Consider the following 20,735-nt stretch of genomic DNA (forward strand, 5'->3'; position numbering starts at 1 on the left):
GGCACGCAGCGTCAGGTTGATGCGGGGATCGCGCTTGCGGGAGCGCGGACGCGTTCGCGCGAGCAAGGGTTCCGCGACCTGCCCCGGACGGTTAGGCAGGTTGCATGAATCGCCGGTCCCTCCTGCTCGGCGCCCTCGCGCCCGTCGCCCTCTCCGCCCCCGCCCTCGCCACGCAGCGACCGCTGCCGGCCGCGCGGCGGCTCACCCTGCGCCATGCGGCGACGGGTGCGCGCTTCAACGGCCTCTATCATGACGGGCGCGCGGTCGATCCCGGCGCTCTCGCCGAGATCTCGGCCGTGCTGGCCGACAGCCGCACCGGCACGGTGCATGCCTTCGACCCGACGGCCATCGACATCCTCTGGGAGGCCGGGCAGCGTGCCCGCTGGCGCGGCGAATTCCTCGTTGTCTCAGGCTTCCGCACGCCGGAGACCAACGCGCTGGTCTGCGGCGCCGGCAACAGCCAGCATCTCCGTGCCTCGGCACTCGATGTCTGCGTCTCCGCCGCGCAGCTGGCGGGCTTCACCGATGCCGCGCTGGGGATGAAGCGCGGCGGCGTCGGCGTCTATGCCAGCCGCGGCTTCATCCATCTCGACAGCGGGCCGGTGCGGCGCTGGGGCGACGTACCCGGCGGCCCGTCCGGCAGCAGCGCCCCGCGTGCCGTTCCCGAGGACCCCATCGCGCGCATCGCCGAAGCCTGGGCCTCGACGCGCACGCGCTGACCGCGGGCATCGCGGGGCCTCCGCCCCGCCACCCTCAGTAGCGGTAATAGGGCCGTGGTGGCGGCGCGTAGCGCGCCCGCGGCGGCGCGTAACGCGGCCGGTAGTAGCGGCGTGGCGGCGGCGCATAGTGGCGCCGGTAATAGGGCCGTGGCGGCGGCGGGGCGTAGTGGCGGCGATACTGCACCGGCACCAGTGGTGAGGCTTCCGTCATGGCCAGGGCGGTGCCTGCTGGCCGGGCCGGGGCCGCGGAAGCCGCTCCGGACAGGAGCCCGAGCCCGAGCAGGGTGGCGAGGATCAAGCGGCGCATGGCCAACTCCTTCGTGGTCGATGCGGCAACGCTCCACCCGGGGCAAGGCTGCATTCGGGCCATTCCGCCGCAATCTCGGGGCAACACGTGACGCCGTGTGACAGGGCGGCCCCTCAAGCAAACACCTCCGATCAGATGGAATAATTTGGTCGGAGGTATTTGCTTTATCCGTGAGCCAGCGCGAACGGAAACCGCCCTAAGCAGACGGGACTGTCGCCGCATCCACCACATGCAGGCAGGCGGTCACCGTATCGTTCCAGCGCTCGGCCCGGATCTGGCCGCAGAGATGCAGCGGCGTGCCCTGCCGGGCCAGCAGCGCCTCGGCCAGCGGCCCCTCCTTGGCGCGGAAGCAGATGGCCTTCAGCCGCCCTCCCGCCTCGCCCTCGAGGAAGGCGCGGATGGTGTTGCCCTCCTTCCCCACCCGGTCGGCCCGCACCACCCGAGCCCGCGGCAGGACGAAGACCGGCTCCTCATTGCCGGCGCCGAAGGGCGCCAGCCGCTCGACCTGGCAGGCGAGGTCCGTGGTGGCGGCCGGCACCGCGACGCTGCCCTCCACCACCAGGTCGGCGGCACCCGGCAGCCCGCCCGCCTGGGCCAGGCGCTCGTCGAGGAAGGCATGCAGCTCCTCCCGCCGCCCGGCCAGGAAGCTGAAGCCGGCAGCCATGGCATGCCCGCCACCCGTCTCCAGCAGCCCCGCCTGCCGCGCGGCGATGACGGCCGCGCCGAGATCGACGCCGGGGACGGAGCGGCCGGAGCCCTTGGCCAGCCCGCCCGCCAGCCCGGCGACGCAGGCGGGCCGGTTGAACCGCTCCTTCACCCGCCCGGCGACGATGCCGACCACGCCTGGATGCCAGCCATCCCCGACGACCAGCAGCACGGGGTGCCCGGCGGCATGCTGCGCCTCGGCCGCGGCGAAGGCAGCGCCCAGCACCTCAGCCTCAACCTCCTGCCGCCGCCGGTTCACCGCATCCAGGCGCTCGGCCATGGCCCGCGCCTCGACCGGGTCGTCGCAGAGCAGCAGCCGCATGCCGAGATCGGGCTCGTCCACCCGCCCGGCGGCATTGATCCGCGGGCCGAGCACGAAGCCCAGGGAATGCGCCGTCGGCCCATCGCGCACCTGCCCGACATCGAGCAGCGCGGCGATGCCCGCCCGCCCGCGCCGGGCCATCACCTTCAACCCCTGCGTCACCAGCGCCCGGTTGACGCCGGTGAGCGGCATCACGTCGCAGACGGTCGCCAGCGCCACCAGGTCGAGCAATTCGAGCGGCGAGGGTTCCGTCCCTTGGGCGAAATGCCCCGCCCGCCGCAGCGCCCGGTGCAGCGCGACCACAGCGAGGAAGGCAACCGCCGCGGCGCAGAGGTTGCGCAGGCCGGAGGTGCAGTCGAGCCGGTTGGGGTTCACCGCCGCGGCGATGCGCGGCACCGGCCCCTCCGACTTGTGGTGGTCGAGCACCACCACATCGGCCCGCCCCTCGGCGGCGGCCAGCGCCTCATGCGCCGCGATGCCGCAATCGACGCAGACGATCAGCGTCGCCCCGCGCTCGCAGAGGATGCGGATGGCGGCCGGGTTGGGGCCGTAGCCCTCCTTCAGCCGGTCCGGCACGTAGTGGCTGACGGTGCAGCCGAGGCGCCGCAGGGCGCGGACCATCAGCGCGCCGGAACAGGCGCCGTCCACGTCGTAATCGCCGAACACCGCCACCGTCTCGCCGGCGAGGACGGCCCGCGCCAGCCGCTCGGCGGCGGCATCCATGTCGATCAGCCGGGACGGATCGGGCAGCAGGGCGCGCAGCGTCGGCTCGAGGAAGTCGCCGACACCCTCGAGCGGCACGCCGCGGGCCGCCAGCAGCCGGCCGACCAGCTCAGGCAGGCCGGCCCGCTGGGCGATGGCGAGGCCCAGCCGCGGCTCGGCCTCGCGCCAGACCCAGCGCCGGCCGGTCAGGCTGCGGCCAATGCCGAGAACAGGCTCGGCCATGGTCTCAGCCGAAGAAGGGCATCGGCTTGCGGTCGAAGTTGTGATGGCCCTCGACATAGCGGACGGTGCCCGACTTGCTACGCATGACCATGGAATGGGTGATGGCGCCGGTCGCGGTGCGCCGCACGCCGCGCAGCATCGGGCCGGTGGTGACGCCGGTGGCGGCGAACATCACGTCGCCCCGCGCCATCTCATCGACGCTGTATTTCCGGTTCGGGTCGGTGATGCCCATGGTGCGGGCGCGCTCCACCTGCTCCTCATTCTCGAACAGGAGGCGGCCCTGCAGCTGGCCGCCGATGCAGCGCAGCGCCGCCGCCGCCAGCACGCCCTCCGGCGCGCCGCCCGAGCCGATATAGATGTCGATGCCCGTCTCCGGCTGGCTGACCGCGATGACGCCCGAGACATCGCCGTCGCCGAGCAGGGTGATGCGCGCGCCCGCGGCCCGGCAGGCCTTGATCATCGCCTTGTGGCGGTCGCGGTCGAGGGTGCAGACCATGAGGTCGCCCACCTCACACTGCTTCGCCTGGGCCAGGGCGCGGAGGTTCTCCTCGACCGAGGCGTCGAGATCGACCAGCCCCTCCGGGAAGCCAGGCCCGATGGCGATCTTGTCCATGTAGATGTCGGGGGCGTGGAGGAAGCCCCCCTTCTCGGCAAGCGCCAGGGTGGCGATCGCGTTCGGGCCGCCCTTGGCGGTGATGGAGGTGCCCTCCAGCGGATCGACCGCGATATCCACCTCCGGCCCGCCGAGGCCGATCTTCTCGCCGATATAGAGCATCGGCGCCTCGTCCATCTCGCCCTCGCCGATCACCACCACGCCGCTGACGGCGACGGTGTCGAAGGCCTTGCGCATGGCGTCCACCGCGGCGCCGTCGGCGGCGTTCTTGTCGCCCCGGCCGATCCAGCGGGAGGCGGCGATGGCCCCGGCCTCGGTCACCCGCACCAGCTCCAGCGCCAGGTTGCGGTCGACGACCTTGCCGTGGGTGGCCTCGATTGCTGCCATGGTCTGCTTCCTTGTCGTCCTAAAGCCTGTGCCGCTTCTGCCGCGGCGGAGTCGCGGGTGATCCTACAGCGGCTCGACGCGGATGAGCGCGGGCTTCTCCAGCACGGAATCGAGCGCGGCGATCCGCGCCAGCGCCGCCCGCATCGCCGCCTCCTCGCAATCATGCGTGGTCAGCACCACCGGCACCGCCTCGCCCGGCGCCCGGCCGCGCTGCAGCATCGATTCGAGGCTGATCGCCTCGTCGCGCAGGATGCCGGTGACATCGGCGATGACGCCGGGCCGGTCGAGCACCATCAGCCGCAGGTAGTAGGCGCCACAATGCCGGTCCATCGGCACCGAGGGTGCTGCGTCCAGCGCCCCGCTGGCCGCGCCCCAGACCGGCGTGTGCCGGCCCCGCGCCAGGTCGATCAGGTCGGCGGCCACGGCGCTGGCGGTCGGCCCCGCCCCGGCCCCTCGGCCCTCCAGCATGACCCGGCCGACGAAATCGCCCTCCGCCACCACCGCGTTGAACACGCCATCCACCCGCGCGATGGGTGCGGCCACCGGCACCATGCAGGGATGCACCCGCGCCGAGATCCCCGCCGCGTCGCGGCTGGCGATGCCGAGCAGCTTGATCCGGTAGCCGAGCTCGCCCGCGAGCGCGATGTCGAGCGCCGTCACCTCGCGGATGCCCTCGACATGCACGGCGCCGAATTCCACCGGCCGGCCGAAGGCAAGCGCGGCCAGGATCGCCAGCTTGTGCGCCGCGTCGATGCCGTCGATATCGAAGGAGGGGTCGGCCTCGGCATAGCCAAGCGCCTGCGCCTCGGCCAGCACCTCGGCGAATTCCCGCCCCTGCTCGCGCATCACGGTGAGGATGTAGTTGCAGGTACCATTGAGGATGCCGGCGACGCGGCGGATGCGGTTGCCCGCCAGCCCCTCGCGCAGCCCCTTGATGGCCGGGATGCCGCCCGCCACGGCGGCCTCGAAGGCCAGCGGCACGCCACGGGCCTCGGCGAGTTCGGCAATGGCCGCGCCATGCACCGCGAGCAGCGCCTTGTTGGCGGTGACCACCGGCTTGCCAGCGGCAATGGCCGCCTCGACCAGGGCCCGAGCCGGCCCGTCGCTGCCGCCGATCAGCTCGACGACGACATCCGTGCCGGGGTCCGCGGCCAGCGCCACCGGGTCGTCATACCAGCGCAGGCCATCGAGGGGCACGCCCCGGTCCCGCCCGCGCGTCCGGGCGGAGACGGCGCCGACCGTGACCGGCCGCCCGGCCCGCGCCGCGACGATATCGGCATTCTCGGAGAGCAGCTTGAGGAGGCCGGCGCCGACCGTCCCGAGGCCGGCGACCGCAACCGAGAGAGGCTTATGCTCAGGACGCGGCTGACTCACGCTCCCGGCCTGCGGCCGTCCACGATCAGACGCGCTCATGCCGAGACCTGCTCCTTCTCGGCCGCCACGGGGCCGAGATTGTCGCCCTGGAGGAAGCTGCGGATGCCGCGGAGCGCCTGGCGGATGCGCTGGTTGTTCTCGACCAGGGCGATGCGGACATGCCCGTCGCCATGCTCGCCGAAGCCGAGGCCCGGCGCGACCGCCACCTTGGCCCGCGCCAGCAGCAGCTTGCTGAACTCGACGCTGCCGAGATGACGGAATTTCTCCGGAATCGGCGCCCAGAGGAACATCGAGCCCTCGGGCGAGGGTGTCTCCCACCCCGCCTGGCGCAGCCCCTTCACCAGCAGGTCCCGCCGCTCGCGGTAGAGCGTCCGCATCTCGGCCACCGTATCCTGCGGCCCGTTCAGCGCGGCGGCGGCGGCGATCTGGATCGGCGCGAAGGCGCCATAGTCCAGGTAGGACTTCACCCGCGTCAGCGCCCCGATCAGCCGCTCATTGCCGGCGGCGAAGCCCATCCGCCAGCCCGGCATGTTGTAGGTCTTGGAGAGCGAGGTGAACTCCACCGTGACATCCTTCGCCCCCTCCACCTGCAGCACGGAGGGCGGCGGGACGCTGCCGAAATAGAGCTCGGCATAGGCGAGGTCGGAGAGGATGAAGAGCTCATGCCGGCGGCAGAGCGCCACCAGGTCGCGGTAGAATTCGATGCTGGCGAGATGGGCGGTCGGGTTCGAGGGGAAATTGACGATGACCGCCGTCGGCTTCGGCACGGAATGCCGGACGGCCCGGTCGATCGCCGCCAGCATCTCGTCATCCGGCGTACAGGGCAGGCTGCGGACGGAGGCGCCGGCGATGATGAAGCCGAATTGGTGGATCGGGTAGGAGGGGTTCGGCACCAGGATGGTGTCGCCCGGGCTGCTGATCGCCTGGGCGAGGTTGGCCAGCCCCTCCTTGCTGCCGAGGGTCGCCACCACCTCCCGCTCCGGGTCGAGCTTCACGCCGAAGCGGCGGTCGTAATAGCCGGCCAGCGCCCGCCGCAGCCCGGGGATGCCCTTCGACATCGAGTAGCGGTGCGTCCGCGGGTCCTGCACCGCCTCGATCAGCTTGGCGACGATATGGGGTGGCGTCGGGCTGTCCGGGTTGCCCATGCCGAGATCCACGATGTCCTCTGCGGCTGCACGGGCCCGGGCCTTGGCGGCATTCACTTCCGCGAAGACATAGGGTGGCAGGCGGCGGATTCGGTGGAATTCCTCGGTCATCGACTTGGGTCCGATCGGGTTGCGCCGGGCCAGAGGGCTGCCCGGCCCGCCCCTATAGCCGGTTGCGCCCGCTGCCGCGAGGTCCGCCTGGCGCAGATGGGGCGGCGGAGCTAGGGGCGCAGCTCAGGCCGTGGTGGCGGGCCCAGCAGGTCGGGCGGCGGCGGGGCGGGGGCCAGGTCCGGCATGGCGGGCGGCGCCGGCTCCGGCGCGGCAGCCGGCCCCCCACCCTGCGGCGGCCGGGCCCGCGGCGCGGTGTCGCTCCCCCGCGGCGCGGTGTCGCTCCAGGGAATGGCGGGGGCGCCGGCCAGCGAGGCCCGGGCGGGCGGTGAGGCCGGGATGGCCGGGTCGCCCGGGGCGGCCTGACCCGGCCGCGCCGGCACGGCGCGCGGCGCCAGCGCCGCCCGTGACTGCTCCCGGTTGGCGACAAGGGCGGCCGAGATCGCATCCCGCACCTCGGGCGGCGGCCGCTCCGGCCGCGGCGGGACGCTGGCGAGGTTGGGCCGCCCCCGGTCCAGCCCCGGCGGCGGCGGGCGGCCCTCATCGACCGCGCCGGTGACGGTGCGATAGATCTCCACCGGGTTGACTGCCTTCGGGATGGTACAGCCGGCCAGGGCCGGCAGCATGGCCAGGGTCAGGACCTGTGGCATGCACGCTCCCGCCCGGAACCTCACATGCCGCATCGATACCGCCTCCATTCCATGCCCTGGTTAACGCGGAATGGCCTGGCGGGAAAGCAACCCCGGGCCCGCAGCAGGGTTGGAGCCTACCACCCGCCAAGGGTAGGATGCGCCATGGCCGAAGAAAAAATACCTGACAACAATCAATTCCGGCTGCCCGACCCGGCGCTGGTCACCCGCACCATGTCCGAGGTCGCCGAGCGCGGCCAGCGGATCGTGGCGGATTTCCTCAAGCGCCAGTCGGAATCGGGCACCGCCACGCCCGACCCGCTGAATATCGGCGGCGCCTTCCTCGAAATGACGACCCGGCTGATGGCGAACCCCGCCCGGCTGGTCCAGGCCCAGCTCGGCTTCTGGCAGGACTACCTGACCCTCTGGCAGAACACCGCCCGCCGCATGCTGGGCGAGACATCCCAGCCGGTCATCGCCGAGGATCCGCGCGACCGCCGCTTCAAGGACGAGGCCTGGCGCGAGAACGAGGTCTTCGACTTCATCAAGCAGTCCTACCTGCTCAGCGCCCGCTACTTCCAGACCGTCGTCGGCAGCGTCGAGGGGCTGGACCAGAAGGCGGCGCAGAAGGTCGACTTCTACACGCGGCAATTCGTCGATGCGATGAGCCCCTCCAATTTCCTCCTCACCAACCCGGAGGTGCTGCGCAAGACCGCCGAGACGGGTGGCGAGAACCTTCTGAAGGGCCTCTCCCACCTGCTCGCCGACCTCGAGCGCGGCAAGGGCAAGCTCCGCATCCGCATGACGGATGACAGCAAGTTCCGCGTCGGCGAGAACATCGCGGTCACGCCCGGCAAGGTCGTCTACCAGAACGACCTGATGCAGCTGATCCAGTACGCGCCGACGACCGAGACGGTGCTGCGGCGCCCGCTGGTGATCTTCCCGCCCTGGATCAACAAGTTCTACATCCTCGACCTGCGGCCGAAGAACTCCTTCGTCAAATGGGCGACCGACCAGGGCCATACGGTCTTCGTCGTCTCCTGGGTGAACCCGGACGAGCACCTCGCCGAGAAGGGCTTCGACGACTACATGCACGAGGGCGTCTATGCCGCCCTCGACGCCATCGAGCAGGCGACCGGCGAGCGGCAGGTCAACGCCATCGGCTACTGCCTCGGCGGCACGCTGCTGGCGACGACGCTGGCGCATATGGCGGCCAAGCGCGACACCCGCGTCAAGACCGCCACCTACTTCGTCACCATGACCGATTTCGAGGAAGCCGGGGAGCTCAGCGTCTTCATCGACGAGGAGCAGCTGCGCGGCCTCGAGGAGAAGATGCAGCAGCGCGGCTATCTCGAGGGCCGCGAGATGGCGACGACCTTCAACATGCTCCGCGCCAACGACCTCATCTGGTCCTTCGTCGTCAACAACTACCTGCTGGGACAGGAGCCCTTCCCCTTCGACCTGCTCTACTGGAACGACGATTCCACGCGGATGCCGGCGAAGATGCACAGCTTCTACCTGCGCCGCATGTACCAGCAGAACGACCTGGTGAAGCCGGGCGAGCTCGACCTGCTGGGCGTGAAGATCGACCTGCGCAAGATCAAGGTGCCGAGCTACATGATCTCGACGCGCGAGGACCATATCGCGCCCTGGAAATCGACCTACCGCGCGACGCAGATCTATGGCGGCCCGATCCGCTTCGTCCTCGCCGCCTCCGGCCATATCGCCGGCATCGTGAACCCGCCGGGCAGCGGCAAGTACAGCCACTGGGTGAATGAGAACCTGCCGCCCGACCCGGAGGCCTGGTTCGGCGGTGCGACCGAGCTGGCCGGCTCCTGGTGGCCGGACTGGCAGCGCTGGGTGACCTCGCAGGACAAGGGAGCGAAGGAGCAGGTGCCCGCCCGCATCCCCGGCTCCGGCGCCCTGCCGGCGCTCGAGGATGCGCCCGGCAGCTACGTCAAGGTGCTCGGCGCCGACTGAGTGGGCTTCCGTTCCGCGAACAGCGCCAGCCGCCGCGCCGCGATGGGCGAAAGCCCCTCGCCCGCCAGCGCCTCCACCGGCGGCAGCGCGGCGGCGAAGTGGCAGGCGCTGCGATGCCCGGGCGCCACCTCCACATCCGGCGGCTCCACCTCGCGGCAGATGGCCTCGGCATGCGGGCAGCGGGTGTGGAAGCGGCAGCCGGGCGGCGGGTTGAGCGGGCTCGGCACGTCGCCGCCGAGCGGCTTCACCATCCCCCGCCGCCGCGGATCGGGCTGCGGGATGGCCGAGAGCAGCGCCCGCGTATAGGGATGCCGCGGATTGGCGAAGAGGCTGCGCTTGTCCGCCACCTCCATGATGCGGCCGAGATACATCACCGCCACCCGGTCCGCCATGTGCTTCACCACCGCCAGGTCATGGGCGATGAACAGGTAGGCGAGGCCGAGCCGCGCCTGCAGGTCCTTCAGCAGGTTCACCACCTGCGCCTGGATCGAGACGTCGAGCGCCGAAACCGGCTCGTCGCAGATGATGAGCGCCGGCTGCACCGCCAGCGCCCGGGCGATGCCGATCCGTTGCCGCTGACCGCCGCTGAACTCATGCGGGAAGCGCCCCGCCTGCCAGGCCGCCAGCCCGACCAGCCCCAGCAGCTCCCGCACCCGCGCCGCGCGGCTGGCGGCATCGCCGATGCCATGGACGATGAGCGGCTCGGCGATCGCCTCCCCCACCGTCAGCCGCGGGTTGAGGCTGGCATAGGGGTCCTGGAAGATGATCTGCGCCTGCCGCCGCATCCGCCGCATCGCGCCGCCGGACAGGCCGGTGATGTCGGTGCCGTCGATCCGCACCCGCCCCGCCGTCGGCTCGATCAGCCGCAGCGCCAGCCGCGCGGTGGTCGACTTCCCGCAGCCGCTCTCACCCACCAGCGCCAGCGTCTCGCCCCGGCCGAGGGCGAAGGAGACGCCGTCCACCGCCCGCACCGTGCCGCCCTTCACCGCCCAGTGCCGGGCCAGCCCCTCGACCTCCAGCAGCGGCGCGCTCATGCCGCCAGCTCCACCGGCGCCCGCAGGCAGGCGACGCCATGCGCCGGCCCGATCCCCCGCAGCGCCGGCACCTCGGCGCGGCAGGCCTCCGCCACGAAGGGGCAGCGCGGCGCGAAGCGGCAGCCGGGTGGCAAGGCGAAGGGCGGCGGCACGCTGCCCTCGATGGCGAGCAGCCGCGTCCGCTCCTCATCCAGCCGCGGCACGGAGCCGAGCAGGCCGATCGTATAGGGGTGCTGCGGGTCCTCGAAGAGGGCAGCGGCCGGCGCCCGCTCCACCACGCGGCCCGCATACATCACCGCCACCTCATCGGCCATCTCCGCCACCACGCCGAGGTCATGGGTGATGAGGATGATCGACATCCCCGTCTCCGCCTGCAGCTCCCGCAGCAGGTCGAGGATCTGCGCCTGCACCGTCACGTCGAGCGCGGTCGTCGGTTCGTCGGCGATCAGCAGGCGCGGCGCGCAGGCCAGCGCCATGGCGATCATCACCCGCTGCCGCATCCCGCCCGAGAGCTGGTGCGGATACTCCTCGAAGCGCCGCTCCGGCGAGGGGATCCGCACCCGCCGGAGCGCCGCGATCGCCCGCTCGCGCAGGTCGCGCGCGGACCCCTGTCCCTTGGGCTCATGCGCCCGCATCGCCTCGACGATCTGCGCGCCGACGGTATGGACCGGGTTGAGCGAGGTCATCGGCTCCTGGAAGATCATCGCCACCTCCCCTCCCCGCACCCGCCGCATCGCCGCCGGCGGCAGGGTGAGCAGGTCGCGCCCCTCCAGCAGCACGCGCCCCTCGGCGATGCGCCCCGGCCGCGGCACCAGCCCCATCACCGAGAGCGACAGCACGGATTTCCCGCAGCCGCTCTCGCCGACGATGCCGAGCGTCCGCCCGCGCGGCACATCGAGATCGACGCCATCCACCGCCGCGAAGCCGCCAAAGCGGGTGCGCAGCCCCTCGATCCTGAGGATGGGCCCGGCGGTCACTTCCAGAGGAAGCTCGGCGGGGCGATCTTCTCGGCCGTGCGATGCGCCCAGTCATGCTGCGGCACCTGCTCGGCCACGCGCTTCTGCGACTCATGCAGATGCTCGGCGGCGGCGCGGTAGTCGATAGTCAGCACCTCGCCATCCTTCACCACCTGCTGCCCGTCGACATAGACGGCGCGCAGCGCCCGGTCGCCCGCGGCGTAGATCAGGCTGCGCACCGGGTCCCGCGCCGGGCGCATCTGCGGGTGGGTGATGTCCACCAGCACGAAGTCGGCCCGGCAGCCCGGCGCCAGCCTTCCGATATCCGGCCGCCCGAGCGCCCGCGCGCCGCCCACCGTCGCCGCCTCGAACAGCTCGGTCGTGGTGATGCTGCGCGGGTCCGTCGCCTGGGTCCGCGCCAGGTAGGCGGCGAGGCGCATCTCATCCAGCATGTTGTGCGGATAGGTATCGGTGCCGATGCCCATGTTCACGCCGGTGCGCTTGTAGCGCCCGAGATGCTTCAGCGTGATGCCGCGCCGGGCGAAGACGGTCGGGCAATGCGCGACGGTCGTCCCCGTCTCGGCCAGGATGTCGAGGTCGCGCCGCGTATGCCAGGGCGTGCTCGGATGGTCGTCGAGGAAGATGCCGTGGCCGATGATCGCCCGGTCGTCGAGCAGCCCCTGCTCGTACAGCCAGCCGATCGGGGTGAAGCCGTGGCGCCGCGTGATCTCGTGGAATTCCGAGACCGACTGCGCGGCGTGGATCTGCCAGGAGATACCGCGCCGCCGCGCCTCGTCCCGGCTGTCCTTCAGCAGCTCCGGCGTGCAGGTGTCGATCTGGCTCGGCACCGCCATGCCGAAGAGGCGGCCGCTCTCATGCTGCTCGGCCCGCTCCACCAGGCCGAAGGCCTCCTCCATCGCCTTCTCGCCGGCCGAGGGGTCCCACTCATACTCCACCACATGGCCGTTCTTGGTGAACCAGCGGGCGGAGCGGAACATCGGCGCGATGCAGACGCGCATGCCGCTCTCGGCCAGCAGGTCGAGCCAACCCGGATGGGCTACGGAGAGGTCGGCGACGGTGGTGACGCCGGAGAGCAGCAGCTCCGACAGCGCCACGCGCACGCAGCTATGCACCGCGTCCGGGTCGGGGCGGAAGATCGGCAGGTACTCGTAGAGCGAGGAATTATAGAGGCCCGGCGTCCCCACCTCATCGGTGAAGCCCTTGTTCATCGGCTCCGAGGAGGGGTGGGAATGGATGTTCACCAGCCCCGGCATGACCATCATGCCGCTGCCGCTGATCGTCTCCTGCACCGGCCCGGCATAGTCGCGCCCGACGAAGAGCAGCTTGCCGTCCTCATAGGCGACGTCGCCATTCGGCATGTAGACATGCTGCTTGGTGGCCTCGTCCCAGGCCAGGACGATATCCGCGTTGCGGATGAGGGTGACGGGCATTCTTCTCTCCCTTTATCGCGTCAGCCGGATGTCGAGGCCCTTATAGAGCGCGACACCGTAGATCCCATGCGCGCGCACGCCCTCGGCCCGCATCGAGGAGGCGACCCAGAGCTGCTCCCGCGCCACGGGAAACCAAACATTCGCTGCCGCGACCAGCCGCTGCGCCTCGGCGATCGCCGCCATGCGCGCCGCCGGGTCGAGCGCCACCTTGGCCTGCTCCAGCGCCCGGTCGGTCGCCGGGTCGGACCAGTTCATCCGGTTCGGCGTCGGCCGGTTGCGGCTGTCGAAATAGAGCGAGAAGCCGTCCGTCGCCGTCACATAGGGGTAGGACATCATGAAGGCGTCGAATTCCTGCGTCGCCAGCCGCCCCCAGCCCACCGTCGCATCCCACATTTGAATCTTCATCTCGATGCCGACCCGCCGCAGGTCGGCCTGCATCGCCTCCAGCACCTGCCGGCTCTGCTGGGTGTTGATGACATAGGTGAGGAAGCTGGCGCGCTGCCCGTCCTTCACCCGCACATTGTCGGGGCCCATGCGCCAGCCGGCCTCGTCGAGGGTGCGCTTCGCCGCCTCGGGGTCATAGCCCGGCACCAGCTTCGCCGCCTCGGCGTCGTAGCCCGCGGTGTTCGGGTTGAGATAGGCATCCGCCGGCTTCGCCGAGCCGAACCATACCGCCTGGACGATGGCCGCGCGGTTGACTGCCTGGTTGATCGCCCGGCGCACCGCTGGGTCGTTCATCACCGGCTTGTCCACCTTGAAGCCGACGAAATAGTCCCAGAAATAGTTCTCCTGCGTCGACATCCGCACATTCGGCATCTGCCGCAGCTGGCTGATGGCGATGGGCGGGATGTACTGCGTCGCATCCGCCTGGCCGGTCTGCAGCGCCGCCAGCCGCGTCTGGCTCTCCGGCACCACGCGCCAGATCACCCGGTCCACCTGCGGCGCCGGGTTGGCGTAGATCGGCGGGCCCCAGCGGTAGTTCGGGTGCTTCTGAAGCACCAGCTCCTGCCGCGGCGTCCAGCTCACCCAGCAATAGGGGCCGGTGCCGTTGAAGCCCTGCACGCCGAAATTCGGCCCGAGCCTCTCGACCGTCGCCTGGTCGACGATGGAGGCGAAGAACAGGCTGAGCTGGTACAGCAGCTCGCCATAGGGCTCGTTCAGCTCGTATTCGACGGTATGGTCGTCCCTGGCGCGGATCTCCTTCACCGGCCCCGCCCGCCAGCGCACCGGGCTCCGCGTCGCAGGATCCAGCCAGCGGTTCATGGTGTAGACCACGTCGCGCGCGGTGAAGGGCTTGCCGTCGCAGAAGGTCACGTCGCGGCGGAGGTGGAAGGTATAGGTCCTGCCGTCCGGCGAGACCTCCCAGCGCTCGGCGAGGCCGGGCTTCACCGTCTTCATGTCCCAGTCGAGCGAGACCAGCGTGTCGCTCATCATGTAGATGCTCTCGCCCGCCGAACGCGCGGTGGAGCGCGGCGGGTCGTAATTGTCGGCATCGATCTCGCGCAGCACGACCAGCGTGTTGCGCGGCGCCGGCTGGGCCAGCGCTGTGCCGGCCGAGACGGCGAGCAGCGCGGCGGCGAGAAGCTGTTTCATCCGACTCTCCTCAGAAGCGAAGCCGCGGGTCGAGCGCGTCGCGCAGCGCATCCCCCAGCAGGTTGAAGGCCAGCACGATGGCGAAGATGCCGATGCAGGGAATGACCGCGATATGCGGCGCGAAGAACAGGAAATTCCGCCCCTCGCTCGCCATGGCACCCAGCTCGGCGGTCGGCGGCTGCGCCCCGAGGCCGAGGAAGGAGAGCGCCGAGCCGAGCAGGATCACCTGGCCGAAGCGCAGCGTGGTGAAGACGAAGATGGCGGAGAGGCAATTGGGCGCCAGGTGCCGCCAGATCAGCCGCGCATCGGTCATGCCGATGGCGCGCGCCGCCTCGATGTAGTCGAGCCGCATCGTCACCAGCGCGCTGCCGCGGGCGATCCGCGCCATCAGCGGCACGGTGGCGATGGCGAGCGCCAGCACCACGCTGGACAGGCCCGGGCCGAAGATCGCGGCGATGGCCAGCCCGACCAGGATGGCCGGGAAGGACAGCATCATGTCCATCAGCCGCATGATCGGCCCGTCCAGCCAGCGCTGGTAGAAGGCGGCGAGGAAGCCGAGCAGCACGCCCACGACACCCCCCGCCAGCGTGGCGGAGAAGCCCATCAGCAGCGAGGCGCGCAGCCCGAAGAGCATGCGCGTCACCATGTCCCGCCCCTGGGCATCGGCGCCGAGCGGAAGGCCCGGCGAGCCGGGCGGCTGCATCGACAGGGCGAGGTTGTTGTCGAGCGGGTCGGTCGGCGCCAGCCAGGGCGCCAGGGCCGCCGCCGCGAGCAGCAGCAGGGTGAAGATGAGGGCACCGGCCGCCGCCGGGTCCCGCAGCAGCCGGGCCAGCAGGCCGGGCCGGCGCGGCGCCTCCGCCTCGGCTGTCGTCGCGCTCATGCCGCGCGCATCCGCGGGTCGAGCGCAGCGTAGAGCATGTCGACGGCCAGGTTGATGAGGATGAAGCCGCTCGACAGCACGATGATCGTCCCCTGGGCCATGGGCAGGTCGGAGGAGAGGATGGCGCCGACGGCCAGCCGCCCGACGCCGGGCCAGGAGAAGACCGTCTCCGTCACCACCGCGCCGCCGAGCAGGAAGCCGATCTGCAAGCCGACCAGCGTCACCACCGGGATCAGCGCGTTGCGCAGCGCATGCATGGTGACGACGCGGCGCTCCGTCAGCCCCTTGGCGCGCGCCGTCCGCACATGATCGGCCGAGAGCACGTCGAGCACCGCCGTCCGCGTCATCCGCGCGACCGGCCCGATGAAAACGCCGCCGAGGGTCAGCGCCGGCAGCACGATCGCCTGCAGCCCCTCCATCGTCCAGAGCGGCCCGCCCCGCCCGGTGAAGGGCAGGAGCTGCCATTGGAAGCCGACGAACCAGATCAGCAGCAGGCCGAGGAAGAAGACCGGCACCGAGCCGCCGGCGACGCTGACGGCGAGGATCGCCTTGTCGATCGCCCCGCCCCGCCAATAGGCCGCCGCCGTCCCCATCAGGATGCCGAGCGGGATGGCCCAGACGAGGCTCGCCACCATCAGCTCGAGCGTCGGCCCGATCGTCGCCCCCAGCTCCTGCGAGACGGGGACGTTGTTGATGATGGAGACGCCGAGATCGCCCTGCGCCAGCCGCCAAAGATAGAGTCCGAATTGCACGTAGAGCGGCCGGTCGAGCCCGAGGTCGCGGCGTATCGCCTCCACCACCTCGGGCGTCGCGGTCGGCCCGGCGCGCACCGTCGCCGCGTCGGTCGGCACCACCTGCATCAGCAGGAAGCCGATCAGCAGCACCCCGAGCAGCACCGGGATGACGAGCAGGATCCGCCGCAGCGCATGGCGCGCCATCAGGCGAGCTCGCCATGCCGGTCGAAGATCGACAGGCCGTCGCGCAGCGTCAGGTCGGCGCGCGTCTCCAGCACCGCCTCGGGCGCGATGGCGAAGACATCCTGCGACAGCACGGCGATATCCGCCTGCATCCCGGGCTCGAGCGTCCCACGCCGGTCCTCGGCGAATTGCGTGTAGGCACCGCACCAGCTCTGGCAATGCACCGCCTGCTCAGGCGTCAGCGCCTCCTCGATGCCGAGCACCGTCCCCCTGTTCGTCCGCCGCGTCAGCATGGTGAAGAGGTTGATGAAGGGATCGACGGTCGAGACCGGGCAGTCCGAGGACGCCGCCGGGTGATGCCCCTCCTCCAGCCAGGTCCGCATCGGATAGGCGTATTCGCTCCGCTCCCGCCCGAGATTGGCGATGTAGGTATCGCCGAACTCGTAGATGAAGACCGGCTGCGGCACCGGCAGGATGCCGCGCGCCAGCATCCGCCGCCGCTGGTCGCGCGTGACGAAGCCGCAATGCTCGATCCGGTGCCGCCGCCCGGCGAAGGGGTGCGCTGGCGAATCCGCCGCCTCCATCCCCTGCAGCACCTGCTCGATCGCCGCATCGCCGATCGCATGGATGTCGAGCTGCCAGCCCTGCTCATGGTAGCGCCGCAGCAGCGCATGGATCGTCTCGTCGGGGAAGGTGAAGACGCCCCGCGTATCCGCCGGTACGTAGCGGTCGAAGAAGGCCGCCGTCAGCCCGCCCGCGCTACCATCGGCGAAGACCTTCACCGCGCCCCAGCGCAGCGAGTCATCCCCCGCCATCGGGCGCAGCCCCGCCTCCCAGGCCGCCTCGGCGATGCCCTCCGGGTTGCCCGCCAGCACCTGCCACATGCGCAGCGGCAGCCGCCCCGCCGCCTTCGCCGCCTCATAGGCGCCGACCTCCGCCATCCCCGCCGTCATGCCGACATTCATGTCGGTCGCCGAGGCGAAGCCCATGGAGGCCAGCTGCCGGCAGGCGGCCTCGATGGCATCCACCATTTGCGACTCGTCCGGCTTCGGCATGGCCGACTGCACGAGCCGCATCGCGCGTTCCTGCACGAGGCCGGTCAGGCCACCGCCGCGCCGCTCGATCACGCCGCCCTCCGGGTCCGGCGTGTTGTGCCCGATGCCGGCGACCCGCAGCGCGGCGCCGTTGGCGACGCCCATATGCCCGCAGGTGCGGACGATCCAGACCGGGTTGTCCGGCGCCGCTGCATCCAGCTCCGCCGATGTCGGGTGCCGGCCGACATCGAGCGCGCTGTGGTCGTAGCCGCGCCCGACCACCCAGGCCCCCTTCGGCACCGCCCGCGCCGCCGCGCGGATCCGCCCCAGCACCTCGTCGAGGCTCCTCACCTCCTCGGCCCGCAGATTCACCTGCGTCAGCCCGAGCCCATAGGGCAGCAGGTGCATATGCGCCTCGTTGAAGGCCGGGATCGCCACGCGCCCGCCGAGCGCGACCCGCCGCGTGCCAGGCCCCGCCGCCGCCGCCACCTCGTCCCGCGTGCCGATGGCGAGGACGCGCCCGTCCTTCACCGCCACCGCCTCGGCGAAGCCCCCAGCGAGACCACGGAAGACGCGGCCTTCGAGCAGCAGGTCAGCAGTCATCCGGCCCTCCCCCAAGCGGCGGGATGGTCCGTCACCGCGGCGGCCCGCGTCAACCGGCGTTGCCGCCGCCCGTTTCCGTTGCGAGACTGCCCCTGCCCATCCCGCAAGCAGGACACCCCATGCCCGCACCCTCCCGCATCACCCGCCTGCTCGCGGGCGCCGCATTCTCGGCGATGCTCGCCCTCCCGGCCGCGGCGCAGACCCTTCGCGTCGTCCTGGTGAACGACCTGGCGAGTCTCGACCCGGTGCAGTCCACCGCCGCCTTCGTCCGCAATCACGGCTTCATGGTCTATGACCAGCTCTTCGCCCTCGACAGCAAGGGCGAGGCGCAGCCGCAGATGGTCGAGAGCTTCGAGCACTCGCCGGACGGCATGCGCTGGCACTTCACCCTGCGCGAGGGCCTCGCCTTCCACGACGGCGCGCCGGTTCGCGCCGCCGATGCCGTGGCCTCCATCAGGCGCTGGGCGCAGCGCGACGTGGTGGGCCGCGCGCTCGCCGCCGCCACCGCCTCGCTCGAGGTCGCGGATGAGCGCAGCTTCACCCTCACCCTCGCCCGCCCCTTCGCCCTGGTGACGGAGGCGCTGGCCCGCCCCACCGCCAGCGCCCTCTTCGTCATGCCGGAGCGACTGGCGCAGACGCCGGCGACGACCGCCATCACCGATGCCACCGGCTCCGGCCCCTTCGTCTTCGAGGCGCGCGAGTGGCAGTCCGGCAACCGCGCCGTCTATCGCCGCAACCCGGCCTATCGCCCGCGCCCGGAGCCGGCCGATGGCCTCGCCGGCGGCAAGGTGGTGCGGATCGAGCGGCTGGAATGGCTCTCCATGCCCGACCCGGCCACCGCCGCCGCCGCGCTGCAATCGGGCGAGATCGACTTCCTCGAAGTCCCCTCCCCCGACATCATCCCGACGCTGGAGCGCAACCGCGCCATCCACCTCTTCGCGCTGAACCCGGTCGGCTCGGTCGTCTGGCTGCGGATCAACCACACCCAGCCGCCCTTCAACGACCCGCGGGCCCGCCGCGCCCTGCTCCACCTGGTCAACCAGCAGGAGAACCAGCAGGCCATCGGCGTCCGCCCGAGCGAGCAGGTGCCCTATTGCCCGGCCTATTTCCTCTGCGGCACGCCGCTCGAGACTGCGGCCGGCGCCGAGGGCCTCCGCGAGGCGGAGCCCGAGCGCGCCCGCGCCCTGCTGCGCGAGGCCGGCTATGACGGCCGCCGGGTGGTCTTCCTCAACGCCACCGACAGCCCCGCCAACAACGCCGTGACGCTGACCATGGCGGAGGCCTTCCGCCGCGGCGGCTTGAACATGGATGTTCCCTCGATGGACTGGGCGACGCTCACCCAGCGCCGCAACCGGCGCGAACCGCAGGACCAGGGCGGCTGGAACCTCTTCGTCACCATTGCCAATGTCTTCGACGCGCAGAACCCGCTGACCAACCTCTACCTCGCCAGCCCCTGCGACGGCGGCCTTGCCGGCTGGCCCTGCGACGAGGCGCTGGAGCGCCTCCGCCGCGCCTGGTGGGAGGAGCCGGATGCGGCGAAGCGCCGCGCCCTGCTCGACCAGGTGCAGGAGCGGGCCTACCAGGTCCTGCCCTATATCAGCGCCGGCCAGTACCGCACGCTGAGCGCCCGCCGGGCCAATATCGAGGGCATGCGCCCGACCACCATCCCGGTCTTCTGGGGGGTCGAGAAGAAATAGGCCTCCATCCTGGCACCGATCGCCCTCTGGCGCGTTCCTTGCGCAACAACCAGAGGGACACAGGCCATGAGCGAGAAGCGGATGGAAGGCAGCGGCGCGGCCGCGGTGGGCGCGCACAGCAAGGATGCGATGCAGTCGGGCAGCATGCCCGGCGGCCGGCCCCAGGGGATCGACCCCTCGGCGGTCGGGCAGCATCCGCCGGGCCAGTCCGACGACACCATGGAGAAGGCGCGCGAGATGGCCGGCCAGGCGAAGGGCTTCGCCGATGACACCGCCAGCCGCGCCAGCGGCCTGGCCGACGAGGCCCGCGAGCGGGTCGGCGAGTACGGCGCCCAGGCCGGGCAGATGGCACGGCAGGCCGGCGAGACCCTGTCCCAGGCCGGCAGCCAGGCTTATCGCCAGGGCCAGCAGGCAACCGACTACATCGGCGAGCGGGTGCGGGAGGAGCCGATGCTGGCGCTGCTCGGCGCCGGCGCCCTGGGTTTCGCGCTTGGGCTGCTCATCGCCCGGCGCTGACGGTGCGGGAGGGGCACCGCCCCTCCCCAATCGCCCGAGGAATTCGGGTCAGTCCTTGTAGTCGGGTTGCTCGCGGTCGAGCTTCCGCTTCAGCGCCTGCCAGGGCAGCCAGCCCTTGGTCGGGCCGATGCTGAACTGCGCCCGCGTCCGCGCCACCGTCTCGGCCGAGGGTAGTGCCAGCTCCACGCCGGAGGCCTGGGCGGCCAGCTGGATGCGGCAGGTCTGCTCCAGGTACCACATCCAGTAGAAGGCCTCGCGAACCGTCGCGCCCACGGTCAGCAGCCCGTGGTGGCGCAGCACCATGCAGGGCTTGTCGCCCAGGTCCCGCACCAGCCGCTCGCGCTCGGACAGGTTGTCGTCGGCTGCCACGCCCTCATAGTCGTGGAAGGCGACGCGCCCGTCGAACTCCATGCTGATCTGGTTCAGCGGCAGCAGCCCGCCCGCCTGCGCGGCCACCGCCATGCCGGCCAGGGTATGCGTGTGCATCACGCATTGCGCGCTCTCCCGGCCCCGGTGCACGGCGGAGTGGATGACGAAGCCCGCCGGGTTCACCGGCCAATCCGTCTTCTGCGCCGGCTCCCCCTCGGCATCGACCACGACGAGGGAGGAGGCGGTGATCTCCTCGAAGAGCAGCCCATAGGGGTTCACCAGGAAGCGGTGCCCCTCGCCCGGGATGCGGACCGAGAGATGGGTGAAGACCAGGTCGGTCATGCCGTAGAGGGCGATGAGCCGGTAGGCGGCGGCCAGGTCCTCGCGCAGCTCGCGCTCATCGGGGATGTGGTCGGGGTCCGGGCGGACGGGCGGGGGCGGAAGGGGCATC

Annotated in this window: 18 protein-coding genes; 4 read left to right on the forward strand and 14 right to left on the reverse strand. The window is 71.4% G+C overall.

Annotated elements, in window-relative coordinates; genetic code table 11:
* Positions 1-104 precede the first annotated feature (104 nt).
* Positions 105-719, forward strand: coding sequence for a YcbK family protein (locus tag BLR02_RS14500; protein ID WP_090560257.1), 615 nt, complete (start codon positions 105-107; stop codon positions 717-719).
* Positions 720-753: 34 nt separating this feature from the next.
* On the opposite strand, the gene BLR02_RS14505 is transcribed toward BLR02_RS14500, so the two are convergent.
* The 6 genes from BLR02_RS14505 to BLR02_RS14530 form a co-directional block, all read right to left on the reverse strand.
* The gene (locus BLR02_RS14505) at positions 754-1,026 is read right to left on the reverse strand and encodes a hypothetical protein (RefSeq protein ID WP_090560256.1); all 273 of its coding nucleotides are present in this window, start codon (positions 1,024-1,026) and stop codon (positions 754-756) included.
* 196 nt (positions 1,027-1,222) lie between these two features.
* Positions 1,223-2,998: a single-stranded-DNA-specific exonuclease RecJ gene (gene recJ, locus BLR02_RS14510; RefSeq protein WP_090560255.1), complete on the reverse strand. Its 1,776-nt coding sequence runs from the start codon at positions 2,996-2,998 to the stop codon at positions 1,223-1,225.
* 4 nt (positions 2,999-3,002) lie between these two features.
* Positions 3,003-3,998 carry a class II fructose-bisphosphatase gene (gene glpX / locus BLR02_RS14515; protein ID WP_090560254.1) on the reverse strand — a complete coding sequence of 332 codons (996 nt, stop codon included), beginning with the start codon at positions 3,996-3,998 and terminating at the stop codon, positions 3,003-3,005.
* 63 nt (positions 3,999-4,061) lie between these two features.
* Positions 4,062-5,372 carry a homoserine dehydrogenase gene (locus BLR02_RS14520; RefSeq protein ID WP_245704790.1) on the reverse strand — a complete coding sequence of 437 codons (1,311 nt, stop codon included), beginning with the start codon at positions 5,370-5,372 and terminating at the stop codon, positions 4,062-4,064.
* A gap of 35 nt (positions 5,373-5,407) precedes the next feature.
* Positions 5,408-6,628, reverse strand: a complete 1,221-nt coding sequence (locus BLR02_RS14525) for an LL-diaminopimelate aminotransferase (RefSeq protein WP_090560252.1) — start codon at positions 6,626-6,628, stop codon at positions 5,408-5,410.
* Between the two features lie 110 nt (positions 6,629-6,738).
* Positions 6,739-7,275, reverse strand: a complete 537-nt coding sequence (locus BLR02_RS14530) for a hypothetical protein (protein WP_090663699.1) — start codon at positions 7,273-7,275, stop codon at positions 6,739-6,741.
* A gap of 144 nt (positions 7,276-7,419) precedes the next feature.
* On the opposite strand from BLR02_RS14530, the gene BLR02_RS14535 reads away from it, so the two are divergent.
* A complete protein-coding gene (locus BLR02_RS14535; protein WP_090560250.1) occupies positions 7,420-9,234 on the forward strand; it encodes a PHA/PHB synthase family protein in 1,815 nt (604 codons plus the stop codon).
* Here the strand turns inward: BLR02_RS14535 and BLR02_RS14540 are convergent.
* From BLR02_RS14540 to BLR02_RS14570, 7 genes are read right to left on the reverse strand one after another with little or no spacing between them, the layout of a single operon-like run.
* A complete protein-coding gene (locus BLR02_RS14540; RefSeq protein ID WP_090663700.1) occupies positions 9,207-10,268 on the reverse strand; it encodes an ABC transporter ATP-binding protein in 1,062 nt (353 codons plus the stop codon). The genes BLR02_RS14535 and BLR02_RS14540 overlap by 28 nt on opposite strands.
* A complete protein-coding gene (locus tag BLR02_RS14545) occupies positions 10,265-11,245 on the reverse strand; it encodes an ABC transporter ATP-binding protein (protein WP_090663701.1) in 981 nt (326 codons plus the stop codon). The genes BLR02_RS14540 and BLR02_RS14545 overlap by 4 nt, the downstream gene beginning before the upstream one ends.
* Positions 11,242-12,675 (reverse strand): amidohydrolase family protein, encoded by a 1,434-nt coding sequence (locus BLR02_RS14550; protein WP_090560247.1) that lies wholly within the window; start codon positions 12,673-12,675, stop codon positions 11,242-11,244. Before BLR02_RS14550 ends, BLR02_RS14545 begins: the two co-directional genes overlap by 4 nt.
* A 12-nt stretch (positions 12,676-12,687) precedes the next feature.
* Positions 12,688-14,268: an ABC transporter substrate-binding protein gene (locus tag BLR02_RS14555; RefSeq protein ID WP_090663702.1), complete on the reverse strand. Its 1,581-nt coding sequence runs from the start codon at positions 14,266-14,268 to the stop codon at positions 12,688-12,690.
* A 10-nt stretch (positions 14,269-14,278) separates the two neighbouring features.
* Positions 14,279-15,148 carry an ABC transporter permease gene (locus BLR02_RS14560; RefSeq protein WP_090663703.1) on the reverse strand — a complete coding sequence of 290 codons (870 nt, stop codon included), beginning with the start codon at positions 15,146-15,148 and terminating at the stop codon, positions 14,279-14,281.
* The gene (locus tag BLR02_RS14565) at positions 15,145-16,086 is read right to left on the reverse strand and encodes an ABC transporter permease (RefSeq protein WP_090663704.1); all 942 of its coding nucleotides are present in this window, start codon (positions 16,084-16,086) and stop codon (positions 15,145-15,147) included. Before BLR02_RS14565 ends, BLR02_RS14560 begins: the two co-directional genes overlap by 4 nt.
* On the reverse strand, positions 16,086-17,702 hold the full coding sequence (locus BLR02_RS14570) for an amidohydrolase (protein WP_090663705.1): 1,617 nt from the start codon (positions 17,700-17,702) through the stop codon (positions 16,086-16,088). The genes BLR02_RS14565 and BLR02_RS14570 overlap by 1 nt, the downstream gene beginning before the upstream one ends.
* Positions 17,703-17,821: 119 nt before the next feature.
* Between BLR02_RS14570 and BLR02_RS14575 the strand changes: the two genes are divergently transcribed.
* Positions 17,822-19,399: an ABC transporter substrate-binding protein gene (locus tag BLR02_RS14575; protein WP_090663706.1), complete on the forward strand. Its 1,578-nt coding sequence runs from the start codon at positions 17,822-17,824 to the stop codon at positions 19,397-19,399.
* Positions 19,400-19,465: 66 nt separating this feature from the next.
* Positions 19,466-19,915 carry a hypothetical protein gene (locus BLR02_RS28660; RefSeq protein WP_143018137.1) on the forward strand — a complete coding sequence of 150 codons (450 nt, stop codon included), beginning with the start codon at positions 19,466-19,468 and terminating at the stop codon, positions 19,913-19,915.
* Between the two features lie 48 nt (positions 19,916-19,963).
* Here the strand turns inward: BLR02_RS28660 and BLR02_RS14580 are convergent, their stop codons facing one another.
* Complete coding sequence (locus BLR02_RS14580; RefSeq protein ID WP_090663707.1) at positions 19,964-20,734, reverse strand: class II aldolase/adducin family protein; 771 nt, start codon at positions 20,732-20,734, stop codon at positions 19,964-19,966.
* Between the last annotated feature and the right edge of the window lies 1 nt (position 20,735).

Source organism: Belnapia rosea (assembly GCF_900101615.1).
Classification (GTDB): Bacteria; Pseudomonadota; Alphaproteobacteria; order Acetobacterales; family Acetobacteraceae; genus Belnapia; species Belnapia rosea.

What these genes read in the sequence shown, in the direction of transcription:
- BLR02_RS14540 (WP_090663700.1), bottom strand. Translation starts at nt 10,268, where the DNA reads ATGAGCGCGCCGCTGCTGGAGGTCGAGGGGCTGGCCCGGCACTGGGCG.
- BLR02_RS14570 (WP_090663705.1), bottom strand. Translation starts at nt 17,702, where the DNA reads ATGACTGCTGACCTGCTGCTCGAAGGCCGCGTCTTCCGTGGTCTCGCT.
- BLR02_RS14565 (WP_090663704.1), bottom strand. Translation starts at nt 16,086, where the DNA reads ATGGCGCGCCATGCGCTGCGGCGGATCCTGCTCGTCATCCCGGTGCTG.
- glpX (WP_090560254.1), bottom strand. Translation starts at nt 3,998, where the DNA reads ATGGCAGCAATCGAGGCCACCCACGGCAAGGTCGTCGACCGCAACCTG.
- BLR02_RS14530 (WP_090663699.1), bottom strand. Translation starts at nt 7,275, where the DNA reads ATGCCACAGGTCCTGACCCTGGCCATGCTGCCGGCCCTGGCCGGCTGT.
- BLR02_RS14555 (WP_090663702.1), bottom strand. Translation starts at nt 14,268, where the DNA reads ATGAAACAGCTTCTCGCCGCCGCGCTGCTCGCCGTCTCGGCCGGCACA.
- BLR02_RS14575 (WP_090663706.1), top strand. Translation starts at nt 17,822, where the DNA reads ATGCCCGCACCCTCCCGCATCACCCGCCTGCTCGCGGGCGCCGCATTC.
- BLR02_RS14500 (WP_090560257.1), top strand. Translation starts at nt 105, where the DNA reads ATGAATCGCCGGTCCCTCCTGCTCGGCGCCCTCGCGCCCGTCGCCCTC.
- recJ (WP_090560255.1), bottom strand. Translation starts at nt 2,998, where the DNA reads ATGGCCGAGCCTGTTCTCGGCATTGGCCGCAGCCTGACCGGCCGGCGC.
- BLR02_RS14525 (WP_090560252.1), bottom strand. Translation starts at nt 6,628, where the DNA reads ATGACCGAGGAATTCCACCGAATCCGCCGCCTGCCACCCTATGTCTTC.
- BLR02_RS14535 (WP_090560250.1), top strand. Translation starts at nt 7,420, where the DNA reads ATGGCCGAAGAAAAAATACCTGACAACAATCAATTCCGGCTGCCCGAC.
- BLR02_RS14550 (WP_090560247.1), bottom strand. Translation starts at nt 12,675, where the DNA reads ATGCCCGTCACCCTCATCCGCAACGCGGATATCGTCCTGGCCTGGGAC.
- BLR02_RS28660 (WP_143018137.1), top strand. Translation starts at nt 19,466, where the DNA reads ATGAGCGAGAAGCGGATGGAAGGCAGCGGCGCGGCCGCGGTGGGCGCG.
- BLR02_RS14560 (WP_090663703.1), bottom strand. Translation starts at nt 15,148, where the DNA reads ATGAGCGCGACGACAGCCGAGGCGGAGGCGCCGCGCCGGCCCGGCCTG.
- BLR02_RS14580 (WP_090663707.1), bottom strand. Translation starts at nt 20,734, where the DNA reads ATGCCCCTTCCGCCCCCGCCCGTCCGCCCGGACCCCGACCACATCCCC.
- BLR02_RS14505 (WP_090560256.1), bottom strand. Translation starts at nt 1,026, where the DNA reads ATGCGCCGCTTGATCCTCGCCACCCTGCTCGGGCTCGGGCTCCTGTCC.